The sequence below is a fragment of the Citrobacter sp. CK198 genome, from assembly GCF_030333295.1.
Lineage (GTDB): Bacteria > Pseudomonadota > Gammaproteobacteria > Enterobacterales > Enterobacteriaceae > Citrobacter_B > Citrobacter_B koseri.
Window position 1 is genome coordinate 272,237 of sequence record NZ_JAOWGE010000031.1, and the last position, 14,173, is coordinate 286,409.

Annotated in this window: 14 protein-coding genes; 13 read left to right on the top strand and 1 reads right to left on the bottom strand. The window is 53.3% G+C overall.

Annotated elements, in window-relative coordinates; translation table 11 throughout:
* The first annotated feature begins 213 nt into the window (after nt 1-213).
* From astC to ves, 7 genes are all read left to right on the top strand, one after another.
* The gene (gene astC, locus OGY62_RS13680; protein WP_115181697.1) at nt 214-1,434 is read left to right on the top strand and encodes a succinylornithine/acetylornithine transaminase; all 1,221 of its coding nucleotides are present in this window, start codon (nt 214-216) and stop codon (nt 1,432-1,434) included.
* Nucleotides 1,431-2,465 carry an arginine N-succinyltransferase gene (gene astA, locus OGY62_RS13685; RefSeq protein WP_012132639.1) on the top strand — a complete coding sequence of 345 codons (1,035 nt, stop codon included), beginning with the start codon at nt 1,431-1,433 and terminating at the stop codon, nt 2,463-2,465. The genes astC and astA overlap by 4 nt, the downstream gene beginning before the upstream one ends.
* A complete protein-coding gene (gene astD / locus OGY62_RS13690; RefSeq protein WP_071258196.1) occupies nt 2,462-3,940 on the top strand; it encodes a succinylglutamate-semialdehyde dehydrogenase in 1,479 nt (492 codons plus the stop codon). Before astA ends, astD begins: the two co-directional genes overlap by 4 nt.
* Entirely contained in the window at nt 3,937-5,280 is a 1,344-nt protein-coding gene (gene astB, locus OGY62_RS13695) for an N-succinylarginine dihydrolase (RefSeq protein ID WP_112002378.1), read from the top strand. The genes astD and astB overlap by 4 nt, the downstream gene beginning before the upstream one ends.
* The gene (gene astE, locus OGY62_RS13700; RefSeq protein ID WP_104868733.1) at nt 5,273-6,241 is read left to right on the top strand and encodes a succinylglutamate desuccinylase; all 969 of its coding nucleotides are present in this window, start codon (nt 5,273-5,275) and stop codon (nt 6,239-6,241) included. The genes astB and astE overlap by 8 nt, the downstream gene beginning before the upstream one ends.
* Nucleotides 6,242-6,565: 324 nt before the next feature.
* Complete coding sequence (spy, locus tag OGY62_RS13705) at nt 6,566-7,054, top strand: ATP-independent periplasmic protein-refolding chaperone Spy (protein ID WP_047457387.1); 489 nt, start codon at nt 6,566-6,568, stop codon at nt 7,052-7,054.
* Between the two features lie 172 nt (nt 7,055-7,226).
* Nucleotides 7,227-7,802: an environmental stress-induced protein Ves gene (ves, locus tag OGY62_RS13710; protein ID WP_047457383.1), complete on the top strand. Its 576-nt coding sequence runs from the start codon at nt 7,227-7,229 to the stop codon at nt 7,800-7,802.
* Between the two features lie 172 nt (nt 7,803-7,974).
* On the opposite strand, the gene nadE is transcribed toward ves, so the two are convergent.
* A complete protein-coding gene (gene nadE, locus OGY62_RS13715) occupies nt 7,975-8,805 on the bottom strand; it encodes an NAD(+) synthase (RefSeq protein ID WP_012132631.1) in 831 nt (276 codons plus the stop codon).
* Between the two features lie 228 nt (nt 8,806-9,033).
* Between nadE and osmE the strand changes: the two genes are divergently transcribed.
* The 6 genes from osmE to OGY62_RS13745 all read left to right on the top strand — a co-directional run bounded on the left by osmE (nt 9,034) and on the right by OGY62_RS13745 (nt 14,173).
* Nucleotides 9,034-9,375, top strand: a complete 342-nt coding sequence (gene osmE / locus OGY62_RS13720) for an osmotically-inducible lipoprotein OsmE (RefSeq protein WP_012132630.1) — start codon at nt 9,034-9,036, stop codon at nt 9,373-9,375.
* Between the two features lie 300 nt (nt 9,376-9,675).
* Nucleotides 9,676-9,996 (top strand): PTS N,N'-diacetylchitobiose transporter subunit IIB, encoded by a 321-nt coding sequence (gene chbB, locus OGY62_RS13725; RefSeq protein WP_024130389.1) that lies wholly within the window; start codon nt 9,676-9,678, stop codon nt 9,994-9,996.
* Between the two features lie 88 nt (nt 9,997-10,084).
* Nucleotides 10,085-11,443, top strand: coding sequence for a PTS N,N'-diacetylchitobiose transporter subunit IIC (chbC, locus tag OGY62_RS13730; protein ID WP_012132628.1), 1,359 nt, complete (start codon nt 10,085-10,087; stop codon nt 11,441-11,443).
* A 50-nt stretch (nt 11,444-11,493) separates the two neighbouring features.
* On the top strand, nt 11,494-11,844 hold the full coding sequence (gene chbA / locus OGY62_RS13735; RefSeq protein ID WP_012132627.1) for a PTS N,N'-diacetylchitobiose transporter subunit IIA: 351 nt from the start codon (nt 11,494-11,496) through the stop codon (nt 11,842-11,844).
* Between the two features lie 7 nt (nt 11,845-11,851).
* Nucleotides 11,852-12,694: a transcriptional regulator ChbR gene (chbR, locus tag OGY62_RS13740; protein WP_012132626.1), complete on the top strand. Its 843-nt coding sequence runs from the start codon at nt 11,852-11,854 to the stop codon at nt 12,692-12,694.
* A 123-nt stretch (nt 12,695-12,817) separates the two neighbouring features.
* Nucleotides 12,818-14,173 carry a 6-phospho-beta-glucosidase gene (locus tag OGY62_RS13745; RefSeq protein WP_058669037.1) on the top strand — a complete coding sequence of 452 codons (1,356 nt, stop codon included), beginning with the start codon at nt 12,818-12,820 and terminating at the stop codon, nt 14,171-14,173.

Consider the following 14,173-nt stretch of genomic DNA (forward strand, 5'->3'; position numbering starts at 1 on the left):
TTCCTCTTATTTGTTCTTTTCTTCGCAAATATATTCACTTTTTATGCAGCAATAGTGAATACCGGCGGGTTGTAACCCGTTGATTTTTCGTTTCCAAAACCGGTTTATGCATTTTTTCCTCTGGCTGGCACGAACAGTGCAATCTACATTTACAGCGCAAACACTCATTTTATTAACATATAAATAACTTTTTATTTACCGGAAGAGGTCGCTATGTCTCTGTCAATTACGCGTGAAAATTTTGATGAATGGATGATGCCGGTCTATGCCCCGGCACCTTTTATTCCGGTTCGTGGAGAAGGCTCACGCCTGTGGGATCAGCAGGGGAAAGAGTATATCGACTTCGCCGGGGGAATTGCGGTGAATGCGCTCGGCCATGCGCACCCGGCTTTACGCGAGGCGCTGAATGAGCAGGCGAGCAAATTCTGGCATACCGGAAATGGCTACACCAATGAGCCGGTGCTGCGACTGGCGAAGATGCTGATTGACGCCACCTTTGCTGAACGCGTCTTCTTCTGTAACTCCGGCGCGGAGGCCAACGAAGCGGCGCTGAAACTGGCGCGTAAGTATGCGCACGATCGTTTTGGCACGCATAAAAGCGGGATTGTGGCATTCAAAAATGCCTTTCATGGCCGCACGCTGTTTACCGTCAGCGCAGGCGGGCAGCCCGCGTATTCACAGGATTTCGCTCCGCTGCCGCCGGATATCCGCCATGCCGTGTATAACGATCTCAACGCGGCCAGCGAACTGATTGATGACACGACATGCGCGGTGATCGTGGAGCCCATGCAGGGCGAAGGGGGCGTGCTCCCGGCCACGAAAGCATTCTTACAGGGGCTGCGCGAATTGTGCGACCGACACAATGCCTTGCTGATTTTTGATGAAGTACAAACAGGGGTTGGGCGTACCGGCGAGCTGTATGCCTACATGCATTATGGCGTCACCCCCGATCTGCTTACCACTGCGAAAGCGCTGGGCGGCGGTTTCCCCATCGGGGCGCTGTTGGCCACTGAAAAATGCGCCTGCGTGATGACGGTAGGCACTCACGGAACCACCTACGGCGGCAACCCGCTGGCTTCTGCGGTGGCGGGAAAGCTGCTGGAAATCGTCAATACGCCGGAAATGCTGAACGGCGTTAAGCAACGCCATGACTGGTTTGTCGAACGCCTGAACGCCATAAATGAACGCTTCGGATTGTTCAGTGAAATTCGTGGACTGGGGCTGCTTATTGGCTGTGTTCTGGAGGCTGAGTTTGCCGGAAAAGCTAAACTTATTTCACAGGAAGCCGCAAAAGCCGGAGTGATGGTGTTGATTGCGGGCGCTAACGTGGTGCGTTTCGCACCTGCGTTAAACGTCAGCAAAGAGGAAGTGGCAACCGGGCTGGATCGCTTTGCGCTGGCCTGTGAACGCATCAAAGCAGGAGGTTCGTCATGATGGTGATCCGCCCCGTCGAACGACGTGATGTCAGTGCGTTGATGCAGCTTGCCAGTAAAACCGGCGGCGGCCTGACCTCTCTGCCAGCAGATGAAGCGACGCTGACGTCGCGTATTGAGCGCGCGCTAAAAACGTGGCGTGGCGAACTGCCGAAAAGCGAACAGGGTTACGTGTTCGTGCTGGAGGACAGCGATACGGGAAGCGTTGCGGGAATTTGTGCGATTGAGGTGGCCGTGGGGTTGAACGATCCCTGGTACAACTATCGCGTTGGCACGCTGGTGCATGCTTCTAAAGAGCTGAATGTCTATAACGCGCTGCCGACGCTGTTTCTCAGTAACGATCACACCGGGAGCAGCGAACTGTGCACGCTGTTCCTCGATCCCGACTGGCGTAAAGAGGGCAACGGCTATTTGCTCTCTAAATCACGCTTTATGTTTATGGCGGCGTTTCGCGACAAATTTAATGAAAAGGTTGTGGCGGAAATGCGCGGCGTGATCGACGAACACGGCTACTCGCCGTTCTGGGAAAGCCTGGGAGAGCGCTTTTTTTCCATGGAATTCAGCCGGGCAGACTATTTATGCGGCACCGGACAGAAGGCGTTTATTGCTGAACTGATGCCGAAGCACCCTATTTACACCCATTTCTTATCGGAAGAAGCCCAGGCGGTGATTGGCGAAGTACATCCGCAAACGGCGCCGGCCAGAACGGTACTGGAGAAAGAAGGTTTCCGCTACCGCAACTATATCGACATTTTCGACGGCGGCCCGACGCTGGAGTGCGACATTGATCGGGTTCGGGCAATCCGTAAAAGCCGCCTGCTGGACGTGGTGGAAGGCCAGCCCGCGCCGGGCGAGTTTCCGGCGTGTCTGGTCGCCAATGAAAATTATCATCACTTTCGCGCCATGCTGATTCGTACCGACCCGGATACGCAACGTTTGGTGCTGACTGCGGCGCAACTTGATGCGCTCAAATGCCACGCGGGAGATCGCGTTCGTCTGGTACGTCTTTGCGCTGAGGAGAAAACCGCATGACTTTATGGATAAATGGCGACTGGGTAACTGGTCAGGGGGAGCGCCGGGTCAAAACGAATCCGGTGAATGGCGAAGTGCTCTGGCAGGGCAGCGACGCGGATGCGACACAGGTCGCTGAGGCAGGGCGTGCGGCGCGTGCAGCGTTTCCGGCCTGGGCCAGGCTGCCTTTCGCCGCGCGGCAGGCCATCGTGGAAAAATTTGCCGCCTTGCTGGAGGTTCATAAAGCGGAGTTGACGGCAATTATTGCGCGAGAAACCGGGAAGCCTCGCTGGGAAGCGGCGACGGAAGTGACGGCGATGATCAATAAAATCGCTATCTCGGTGAAGGCATACCATGCCCGGACGGGAGAACAACAAAGCGAATTGCCGGACGGGGCGGCGACATTGCGCCATCGTCCGCATGGCGTGCTGGCGGTGTTTGGCCCATACAATTTTCCCGGCCATTTACCCAACGGCCATATCGTTCCGGCGCTGCTGGCCGGAAATACCCTGATTTTTAAACCGAGCGAGCTAACGCCGTGGACTGGCGAAGCGGTGATGAAACTGTGGCAACAGGCGGGGTTGCCGCCTGGCGTACTCAACCTGGTGCAAGGAGGGCGCGAAACGGGACAGGCGCTCAGCGCGCTGGACGCGCTTGACGGCCTGCTCTTTACCGGCAGCGCGAATACGGGGTATCAGTTGCACCGTCAGTTATCCGGGCAACCGGAAAAAATCCTGGCGCTGGAAATGGGAGGGAATAACCCGCTCATCATTGAGAATCCAGAGGACATTGATGCGGCGGTACACCTCACGATTCAGTCGGCGTTTGTCACCGCCGGACAGCGTTGCACCTGCGCCCGCCGTTTGCTGGTGAAACGCGGGGAACAGGGCGACGCGTTTCTGGCGCGCCTGCTGGAGGTGAGTCAGCGTTTAACGCCGGGTGAGTGGGATGATGAACCGCAGCCGTTCATCGGCGGGCTGATTTCCGAACCGGCTGCGCGTCATGTGTATGAGGCCTGGCAGCGTCTTGAGGCGATGGGCGGACGAACGCTGCTGGCCCCACGTATGCTGAAAGCGGGAACGTCCTTGTTGACGCCGGGCATTATCGAAATGACCGGCGTGAAGCAGGTCCCTGATGACGAGGTGTTTGGCCCGTTACTGAGCGTCTGGCGCTATGAGCGCTTTGATGAAGCCATTCGTATGGCGAATAACACCCGCTTCGGTTTGTCGTGCGGGCTGGTGTCTCCCGATCGTAAGCAGTTCGACCAGCTACTGCTGGAGGCGCGTGCGGGTATTGTTAACTGGAACAAACCGCTGACCGGAGCGGCCAGCACGGCGCCGTTTGGCGGCGTTGGCGCGTCGGGGAACCATCGCCCCAGCGCCTGGTATGCGGCAGATTATTGCGCCTGGCCGATGGCGAGCCTGGAATCGCCGACGCTTGTACTGCCCGATTCGCTCAGTCCGGGGCTGGACTTCTCTCGCGAGGAACCAGTATGAAAGCGCATGAAGTGAATTTTGACGGTCTGGTGGGGTTAACCCACCACTATGCCGGGCTGTCCTTTGGTAATGAGGCGTCGATACAGCACCGCTTTCAGGTGTCGAATCCCCGCCTGGCGGCGAAGCAGGGCTTACTCAAGATGAAAGCGCTGGCGGATGCGGGGTTCCCTCAGGCGGTCATCCCCCCGCACGAGCGGCCGTTTATTCCCGTGCTTCGTCAGCTAGGTTTTAGCGGGCAGGACGAGCAGGTGCTGGAGAAAGTGGCGCGCCAGGCACCTCACTGGCTCTCCAGCGTCAGCTCCGCTTCGCCGATGTGGGTGGCGAATGCGGCGACGGTATGTCCTTCAGCGGACGCGCTTGACGGCAAAGTGCATCTGACGGTGGCGAACCTGAACAACAAATTTCACCGCGCGCTGGAGGCGCCGACCACGGCGTCTTTGTTGCGGGCCATCTTCCGCGACGCGCAGTTTTTCGCAGTGCACGACGCGCTGCCGCAGGTGGCGCTGCTGGGGGATGAAGGCGCTGCCAACCATAACCGGCTCGGCGGTGATTATGGCGCGCCGGGCATTCAGCTGTTTGTCTATGGGCGTGAAGAGGGCGTCGACACGCGTCCGGTGCGCTATCCGGCGCGGCAAACCCGCGAGGCCAGTGAAGCGGTGGCGCGTCTTAACCAGGTGAATCCGCATCAGGTTATCTTTGCCCGGCAGAACCCAGACGTTATCGATCTCGGCGTATTCCACAACGATGTGATTGCGGTGTCGAACCGCCAGGTGCTGTTCTGCCATGAACAGGCGTTCGCAAAGCAGGGCGAGCTGATGCGCCAGCTCCGGTCGCGCGTGGCGGGATTTATGCCGCTTGAGGTGCCTGCCCGGGAGGTTTCCGTACAGGATGCCGTCGCCACGTACCTGTTTAATAGCCAGCTTTTAAGCCGCGATGACGGCTCGATGGTGCTGGTTCTGCCGCAGGAGTGCCGGGAACATGCCGGTGTGTGGCGGTATCTGAACACGTTGCTGGCGGCTGATAACCCCATCAGCGATCTGCGCGTGTTCGACCTGCGCGAAAGTATGGCGAACGGCGGCGGCCCGGCCTGTTTACGCTTGCGCGTGGTATTGACCGAGGATGAGCTGCGGGCGGTGAATCCGGCGGTGATGATGAACGATACCCTGTTCAGCACGCTCAATGACTGGGTGGATCGTTATTATCGCGACCGCCTCACCGCCGCCGATCTGGCCGATCCGCAATTGCTGCGTGAAGGGCGGGAGGCGCTTGATACGCTGACGCAACTGCTTAACCTGGGATCGGTGTATCCCTTCCAGCAGGAGGGCGCAGGGAATGGATAACTTTCTGGCGCAGACGCTGGCAGGAATATCCCCCGATATTACGCAAGGGGAAACGGAGAGCTTTCACTGGCGCTGGCAGATGCCTGGTGTGCTTGAACTTACGCCTGCCGTTGAGGTTGACCGCGCTCTGGTACTCTCTGCGGGCATCCACGGCAATGAAACGGCGCCTGTGGAAATGCTGGACGCACTCCTTTCGGCGCTGTTTGAAGGGAAAATCCCCCTGCGCTGGCGATTGCTGGTGATTCTGGGGAATCCTCCGGCGCTGGCAGAGGGGGTACGCTATTGCCATAGCGATATGAACCGTATGTTCGGCGGGCGCTGGCAGATGTTCGAGGAGAGCGGGGAAACGCTGCGCGCCCGCGAGCTGGAACAACTGCTGGAGGATTTTTATTCCCGCCGCAAAACGCGGATACGCTGGCATCTCGATCTGCATACTGCGATTCGCGGCTCCCGCCACGTTCGGTTTGGCGTTTTGCCGCAACGGCCGATCCCCTGGGATGAACACTTTTTGTCATGGCTGGGGGCGGCAGGGCTGGAGGCGCTGGTTTTTCATCAAACGCCGGGCGGCACCTTTACGCATTTTAGCTGTGAGCATTTTGGCGCGTTGTCCTGCACGCTGGAGCTGGGCAAAGCGCTGCCGTTTGGGCACAACGATCTGACGCAATTTACCCCCACCGCGCAGGCGCTGGCAACGTTGCTGGCGGGAGAAAAGCCGATGGAAGGGGGAACGAGGCCGGTTCGCTATCGCGTGGTGGCGCAAATTACACGCCGCAGCGATGCGTTTGTTCTCTGTATGGATAACCAGACGCTGAATTTCACGCCGTTCAAAGAAGGAACGCTACTGGCGCAGGATGGCGATGAGCAGGTGATCGTTACCCATGATGTTGAATATGTTCTCTTTCCTAACCCTAATGTGGCCTGTGGTTTACGCGCTGGCCTGATGCTGGAAAAACTCGCGTAATTATTTCTCCCCTCAGGCGAACGTCTGAGGGTCTTATTTTTGTGTGCTATCGCGATTTATTACGGATTAATCCTGGTAAACTGCTTTATTAATAGTCATCGGTCAGGTATAGTTCTTCATATTTCCTGCAAAATCATCCGCTTGCAATAAAATATTGCAACTCTCCTCGATTTATTCTTTTTTTCTTCATAATTGACGAAAAATTGTTTTTTACACTTTCATTGTTTTACCGTTGCTCTGACTAATTGACGATTAAGGCGGTAAAGTTTATCTCGTCAACACGGCGCTACGCCGAAAGAATAACTGAAAGGAAGGACATAGATTATGCGTAAATTAACTGCACTGTTTGTTGCCTCTACCCTGGCGCTGGGCGCTGCGAACCTGGCTCACGCGGCTGATACCACTACCGCTGCTCCGGCAGATGCGAAGCCGATGATGCACCACAAAGGCAAATTCGGTCCGCATCATGACATGATGTTCAAAGATTTGAACCTGACCGACGCGCAGAAACAGCAAATCCGCGACATTATGAAAGGTCAGCGTGACCAGATGAAACGTCCGCCGCTGGAAGAGCGCCGCGCAATGCACGATATCATCGCCAGCGACAGCTTCGATAAGGCGAAAGCTGAAGCGCAGATTGCGAAGATGGAAGAACAGCGCAAAGCCAATATGCTGGCGCACATGGAAACGCAGAATAAGATCTACAACATTCTGACGCCGGAACAGAAAAAACAGTTTAATGCCAATTTTGAGAAGCGTCTGACAGAACGTCCGGCGCCGGAAGGTAAAATGCCAACACCACCTGCTGAGTAATCCCTCAGCGTTACGCTAACGCATTCAAGATCGCCGGTCCTGTTCACAACATCTCTTCTCGATGTGGACAGGATCGGCGGTTTTTCTTTTCTTCTCGTTAAGGTAAATCTTCACTGCTGCCGATAACAACAATGTGCCATATTATGGCGCTGCGTCCTTCTCGGGAGTGATAATGGAATACTTTGATATCCGTAAAATGCCGGTAAACCTCTGGCGCAATGGTGCGGGCGAAACGCGCGAGATTTGTTGTTTTCCTCCGGCGACGCGGGATTTTCACTGGCGCGCCAGTATTGCGTCTATCGCCGGGAACGGGGAGTTTTCCCTTTTTCCTGGGGTTGAGCGCGTTATTACGTTACTGGAAGGCGGAGAGGTGATGCTGGAAGGCGTGAATACGTTTACCCATACCCTCAAGCGACATCAGCCGTTCACGTTTGCAGGCGATAGCGTTGTGAAAGCCACGCTGTCGGAAGGGCAAATGTCGATGGATCTCAATATCATGACCCGACGCGATCGCTGTAAGGCGAAGGTCAGGGTTGCCGATCGCACGTTTACGACCTTCGGTTCGCGCGGTGGCGTTGTGTTTGTTATTAGCGGTGCCTGGCAACTGGGAGACAAGCTCCTGACTGCCGATCAGGGCGCCTGCTGGCATGACGGGAAACACACGTTACGGTTGTTGAAGCCAGAAGGACAGCTGTTGTTTAGCGAGATTACGTGGTTGCCGGGTTATACACCGGACACCGTCCAGTAAGTGCAACAGGACAGCGCCTGATGGCGCTTCGCTTATCGGGCCTACGGGAGTTATGCAGCGATGTAGGCCGGATAAGGCGGTACGTTCGCGCCCGATGGCGCTTCGCTTATCGGGCCTACGGGCGTTATACAGCGATGTAGGCCGGATAAGACGGTACGTCGCCATCCGGCGATTATGATCTCTTCCAGAAATCGTCAAATACCGTAATGGGTGTGCGACGCTTGTGTTCCGTTCGGATATACCAACCTTCGATGATTTTCGCGATGCTGGCATCCAGCGTTTTCCCTTCCAGATAATCATCAATGTTGTCATAGGTGACGCCCAGCGCCGCTTCGTCCGGCAGAGAAGGGCGATCGTCTTCGAGATCCGCCGTTGGCGCTTTCTTATATAAATGTTCCGGGCAACCCAACGCGGCGAGCAGTTGTTTTCCCTGGCGCTTGTTCAGACGGAAAAGCGGGTTAATATCGGTACCGCCGTCGCCATATTTCGTGAAGAAGCCCGTCACCGCTTCGGCGGCATGATCGGTGCCGACCACCACACCGTTGGTCATTCCGGCGATACTGTACTGTGCCTTCATGCGTTCGCGGGCTTTTTCGTTGCCGCGAACAAAATCGCTTAATTCAATGCCTGCTTCACGCAACGCCTGCTCGCTGGCCAGAACGGCGCCTTTAATATTGACGGTCAGGACTCTGTCCGGCTGAATAAACGCGATCGCATCCTGACAATCCTGCTCGTCGGCCTGCACGCCGAATGGCAGACGCACGGCAATAAATTGCAGGGCGTCGTTCCCTGTCTCTTCACGCAGTTCAGTAATTGCGGTCTGGCACAATTTGCCCGTCAGCGTCGAATCCTGCCCTCCGCTGATACCCAGTACCAGGGATTTCAGGAAGGGATATGTTTTCAGGTACGCTTTCAGGAAATCTACGCTGCGGCGAATTTCCTCTTCTGCATTAATGTGCGGTTTTGCGCCAAGCGCCCGGATTATCTCTTGCTGTAGCGTCATTTAACCCCTCCGAAGATTTTCAGAATAAATATACTGCGTTAAAGCTAACGCTTTGCTCTCTAAACGACAAGACTCCACGGCCTGAGTGGCGCAATTTACGGCATTAAAACGACATCGTTTTGTTTAATTGGAATTTTCTGAAAGATTTGTTGCATCGATTGTGGGCTTGAAAAAAGCCCTGATGTATTCCAGGCTTATATAACACGCTGATAAACAAGAGGACGGAAAATGAACAAGAATATAGCAGGAATTCTGAGTGCAGCGGCGGTAATGACTATGCTGGCAGGGTGTACGGCGTACGATCGTACAAAAGACCAATTTGTCCAGCCTGTAGTAAAAGATGTGAAAAAAGGGATGAGCCGGTCGCAGGTTGAGCAGATCGCCGGTAAGCCTTCATCTGAAGTGAGCATGATTCACGCGCGCGGTACTTGCCAGACCTACATCCTGGGTCAACGTGATGGTAAAGCTGAAACCTATTTTGTCGCGCTGGATGATACTGGCCATGTGATTAACTCCGGCTACCAGAGCTGTGCAGAGTATGACACCGATCCGCAGGCTCCGAAGCAGTAACAACTGTATATTGCCTGAGCATATGTATGAACCGGCCTGTGTGCCGGTTTTTTTGTTCCTGGGATAATCTTATTTATTGTCGCGAAATATTTGCCTGAAATGTGAGAGGGGTCATAACACCAGGTCAATGAGAGACAATTTTGTTAGTCAAAGAAATACCATCCGCCAGTTCTATCCCGTATACTCATTTCAGCCACCTAAAAAAGTAAATTCGGTTACGCAAGTTGTCCAGTGCATGGATGCAGGTTAAGGCTTGCGGAATGGCTGGCTAACAGATAATCGCATATGAGGATCGTTTTTATGGAAAAGAAACACATTTATCTGTTTTGTTCTGCGGGCATGTCGACTTCTTTACTGGTATCGAAGATGCGCGCTCAGGCTGAGAAATATGAAGTGCCGGTTATTATTGAAGCATTTCCTGAGACGCTGGCAGGAGAAAAAGGTCTTTCAGCGGATGTCGTGTTATTAGGCCCACAAATTGCTTATATGTTACCCGAAATTCAACGTTTGTTACCCAACAAACCTGTGGAAGTGATTGACTCGCTGCTGTACGGCAAAGTCGATGGTTTAGGCGTGCTTAAGGCTGCTGTCGCAGCAATTAAAAAAGCCGCCGCAAATTAATTTTTTTTGTTTTAATTTTTCCCGTCAAAGAGTTATTTCATAAACATTCACCGCAATATTTTATTGCGGTATTTAAGGGTATTTTTCTATGAGTAACGTCATTGCTTCACTTGAAAAGGTACTCCTTCCTTTTGCTGTTAAAATAGGAAAGCAGCCGCACGTTAATGCAATCAAAAACGGCTTTATTCGCTTAATGCCGTTAACCCTTGCGGGGGCCATGTTTGTATTAATCAACAACGTTTTCCTGAGCTTTGGGGAGGGGTCGTTTTTTTATTCTTTAGGTATTCGGCTTGATGCTTCCACCATTGAAACATTGAATGGTTTAAAAGGCATTGGCGGAAACGTCTATAACGGTACGCTCGGTATTATGTCGTTAATGGCGCCGTTCTTTATCGGAATGGCGCTGGCGGAAGAGCGTAAAGTTGATGCGCTGGCGGCGGGGCTGTTATCCGTGGCGGCCTTTATGACCGTTACGCCATATAGCGTAGGCGAAGCTTATGCGGTTGGCGCGAACTGGCTGGGCGGTGCGAATATTATCTCCGGTATTATTATTGGTCTGGTCGTGGCGGAAATGTTTACCTTTATTGTGCGCCGCAACTGGGTCATTAGATTACCGGACAGCGTCCCTGCGTCGGTTTCCCGTTCATTCTCGGCGTTAATTCCTGGCTTTATTATTCTCTCCATTATGGGGATCATTGCGTGGGCGCTGGCGAACTACGGTTCTAACTTCCACCAGATCATTATGGATACCATTTCTACACCGCTGGCATCGCTGGGCAGCGTGGTCGGCTGGGCCTATGTGCTGTTTGTTCCGTTACTGTGGTTCTTTGGTATTCACGGCTCGTTGGCATTGACCGCGCTGGACAGCGGTATTATGACCCCGTGGGCGCTGGAAAACATCGCCATCTATCAGCAGTTTGGTTCCGTGGATGCGGCGCTGGAAGCCGGGAAGACGTTCCACGTCTGGGCGAAACCGATGCTCGATTCCTATATTTTCCTCGGGGGGAGTGGCGCGACGCTGGGTCTGATTATCGCTATCTTCCTGGCCTCGCGTCGTGCGGATTACCGCCAGGTAGCAAAACTGGCGCTGCCGTCCGGTATCTTCCAGATTAACGAACCGATTCTGTTCGGCCTGCCGATTATTATGAACCCGGTGATGTTTATCCCGTTCATTCTGGTTCAGCCGATTCTGGCCGCCATTACGCTGATTGCGTATTACCTGGGGATTATCCCGCCGATTACCAACATCGCGCCGTGGACGATGCCAACCGGTCTGGGCGCGTTCTTTAACACCAACGGCAGCGTTGCCGCTCTGCTGGTCGCACTGTTCAACCTGGGCGTCGCGACGCTGATTTATCTGCCTTTCGTGGTTGTCGCCAACAAAGCGCAGAATGCAATTGAGCAAGAAGAAAGCGAAGAAGAAATCGCTAACGCACTGAAATTTTAAATTTAATCCGGCATGGTCTCCCCATGCCGGGCTGAACCAGAGGAAAACGTATGTTGGATCTCGAAAACGTAGCGGGTACGCCGTCAGAGGCTGAAGAACTCGAAGAAGTGGTGATGGGGCTTATCATCAACTCCGGTCAGGCGCGCAGCCTGGCTTATGCGGCGCTGAAACAGGCCAAGCAGGGTGATTTTGCTGCGGCAAAAACGATGATGGAGCAGTCGCGGATGGCGCTCAATGAAGCACATCTCGTGCAGACGAAACTGATTGAAGGCGATCAGGGCGAAGGTAAAATGAAAGTCAGCCTGGTGCTGGTTCATGCTCAGGATCACCTGATGACGTCGATGTTAGCGCGGGAACTGGTTACAGAGTTAATCGAGCTTCACGAGAAGCTGGAACAGTGAGGAATAAATGATGCAGCTACAGGTTAACGCACCGGAGATCGCCACCGCTCGTGAGCAACAGCTTTTTAACGGCAAGAATTTCCATGTGTTTATCTATAACAAAACTGAGAGCATCAGTGGGCTGCATCAGCATGATTATTATGAATTTACCCTGGTGTTAACGGGGCGCTACTATCAGGAAATCAACGGTAAACGTGTGCTGCTGGAGCGTGGTGATTTCGTGTTTATCCCGTTGGGATCGCACCACCAGAGTTTCTATGAGTTCGGCGCCACGCGTATTCTTAACGTTGGTATCAGTAAGCGTTTTTTTGAACAACACTATCATCCTTTATTACCGTTTTGTTTTGTTGCGTCTCAGGTATACCGGGTCAACAGCGCTTTCCTGACTTATATTGAAACGGTTATCGCGTCGCTGAACTTTCGGGGAAACGGGTTAGATGAGTTTGTAGAAGTGGTCACCTTCTACATCATTAACCGGCTGCGCCATCACCGTGAAGAGCAGGTGATTGACGATATTCCGCAATGGCTGAAAGCGACCGTGGAGACAATGCACGACAAAACGCAGTTTGGTGAAAACGCGCTGGAAAATATGGTGCACCTGTCCGCAAAATCTCAGGAGTATCTGACCCGCGCAACGCAGCGTTATTACAGCAAAACGCCAATGCAGATTATTAATGAGATCCGTATTAATTTTGCGAAAAAACAGCTGGAAATGACCAACTACTCCGTAACGGATATAGCGTATGAGGCGGGTTACAGTAGCCCAAGTCTGTTTATTAAAACGTTTAAAAAGCTGACCTCATTTACACCGAACAGTTATCGTAAAAAATTAACTGAATTTAATCAGTAAACAATATTGACCTGACAACACGATTTTATCGCTTGCCCTGAATAGCGCGGGACGCCCGCGCCATACCTGACGAATGGGCAGAGCGTAATACACGCCAGTGTTTTTACACTGAAGGGAGAAAGTATGAGCCAGAAATTAAAAGTCGTCACGATTGGTGGCGGGAGCAGCTACACCCCTGAATTACTGGAAGGTTTTATTAAGCGTTATCATGAATTGCCGGTTTCTGAATTATGGCTGGTGGATGTTGAAGACGGAAAAGAGAAACTGGATATTATTTTTGACCTCTGCCAGCGCATGATCGACAAAGCCGGTGTCCCGCTGAAATTATACAAAACGCTGGATCGTCGCGAAGCTTTGCAAGGGGCGGATTTCGTCACTACGCAACTGCGCGTGGGCCAACTGAAGGCCCGTGAACAGGATGAACGCATTCCGCTAAGTCACGGGTATCTGGGGCAAGAGACCAACGGCGCAGGCGGCCTGTTCAAAGGGCTGCGCACCATCCCGGTTATCTTTGATATCGTGAAAGATGTCGAAGAACTGTGCCCGAACGCGTGGGTCATTAACTTCACTAACCCGGCAGGCATGGTGACAGAAGCGGTTTATCGCCACACCCGCTTTAAGAAATTCATCGGCGTATGCAATATCCCCGTGGGGATGAAAATGTTCATCCATGACGTGCTGGCATTGCAAGACAGCGACGATCTGTCGATCGACCTGTTTGGCCTCAACCACATGGTGTTTATTAAAGACGTACTGGTGAATGGCGAATCGCGCTTTGCTGAACTGCTGGATGGCGTGGCGTCCGGGCAGTTAAAAGCGTCAACGGTGAAAAATATTTTTGACCTGCCGTTTAGCGAAGGGCTTATTCGCTCGCTGAATATGCTGCCGTGTTCCTATCTGCTTTACTACTTCAAGCAAAAAGAGATGCTGGCGATTGAAATGGGCGAATACTATAAAGGCGGCGCGCGCGCTCAGGTGGTGCAGAAGGTTGAGAAACAGCTCTTTGATCTTTATAAAAATCCAGAGCTGAATATCAAACCGAAAGAGCTGGAGCAGCGCGGTGGGGCTTACTATTCCGACGCCGCATGTGAAGTGATTAACGCTATCTATAACGATAAGCAGACGGAACACTACGTTAATATCCCGCATCATGGTCATGTGGATAATATCCCTGCTGACTGGGCGGTGGAGATGACCTGCACATTAGGGCGGAATGGGGCGACGCCGCACCCGCGCATCACGCATTTCGATGAAAAAGTGCTGGGCCTCATCTATACCATCAAAGGGTTTGAAGTCGCAGCCAGTAAGGCGGCGCTGAGCGGCGAGTTCAATGATGTGCTGTTAGCGCTTAACCTGAGCCCGCTGGTGCACTCCGATCGCGATGCGGAAACCCTGGCGCGGGAGTTGATTCTGGCCCACGAGAAGTGGCTGCCGAATTTTGCGGAATGCATCGAGAAACTCAAAGGCGCACAACACTAA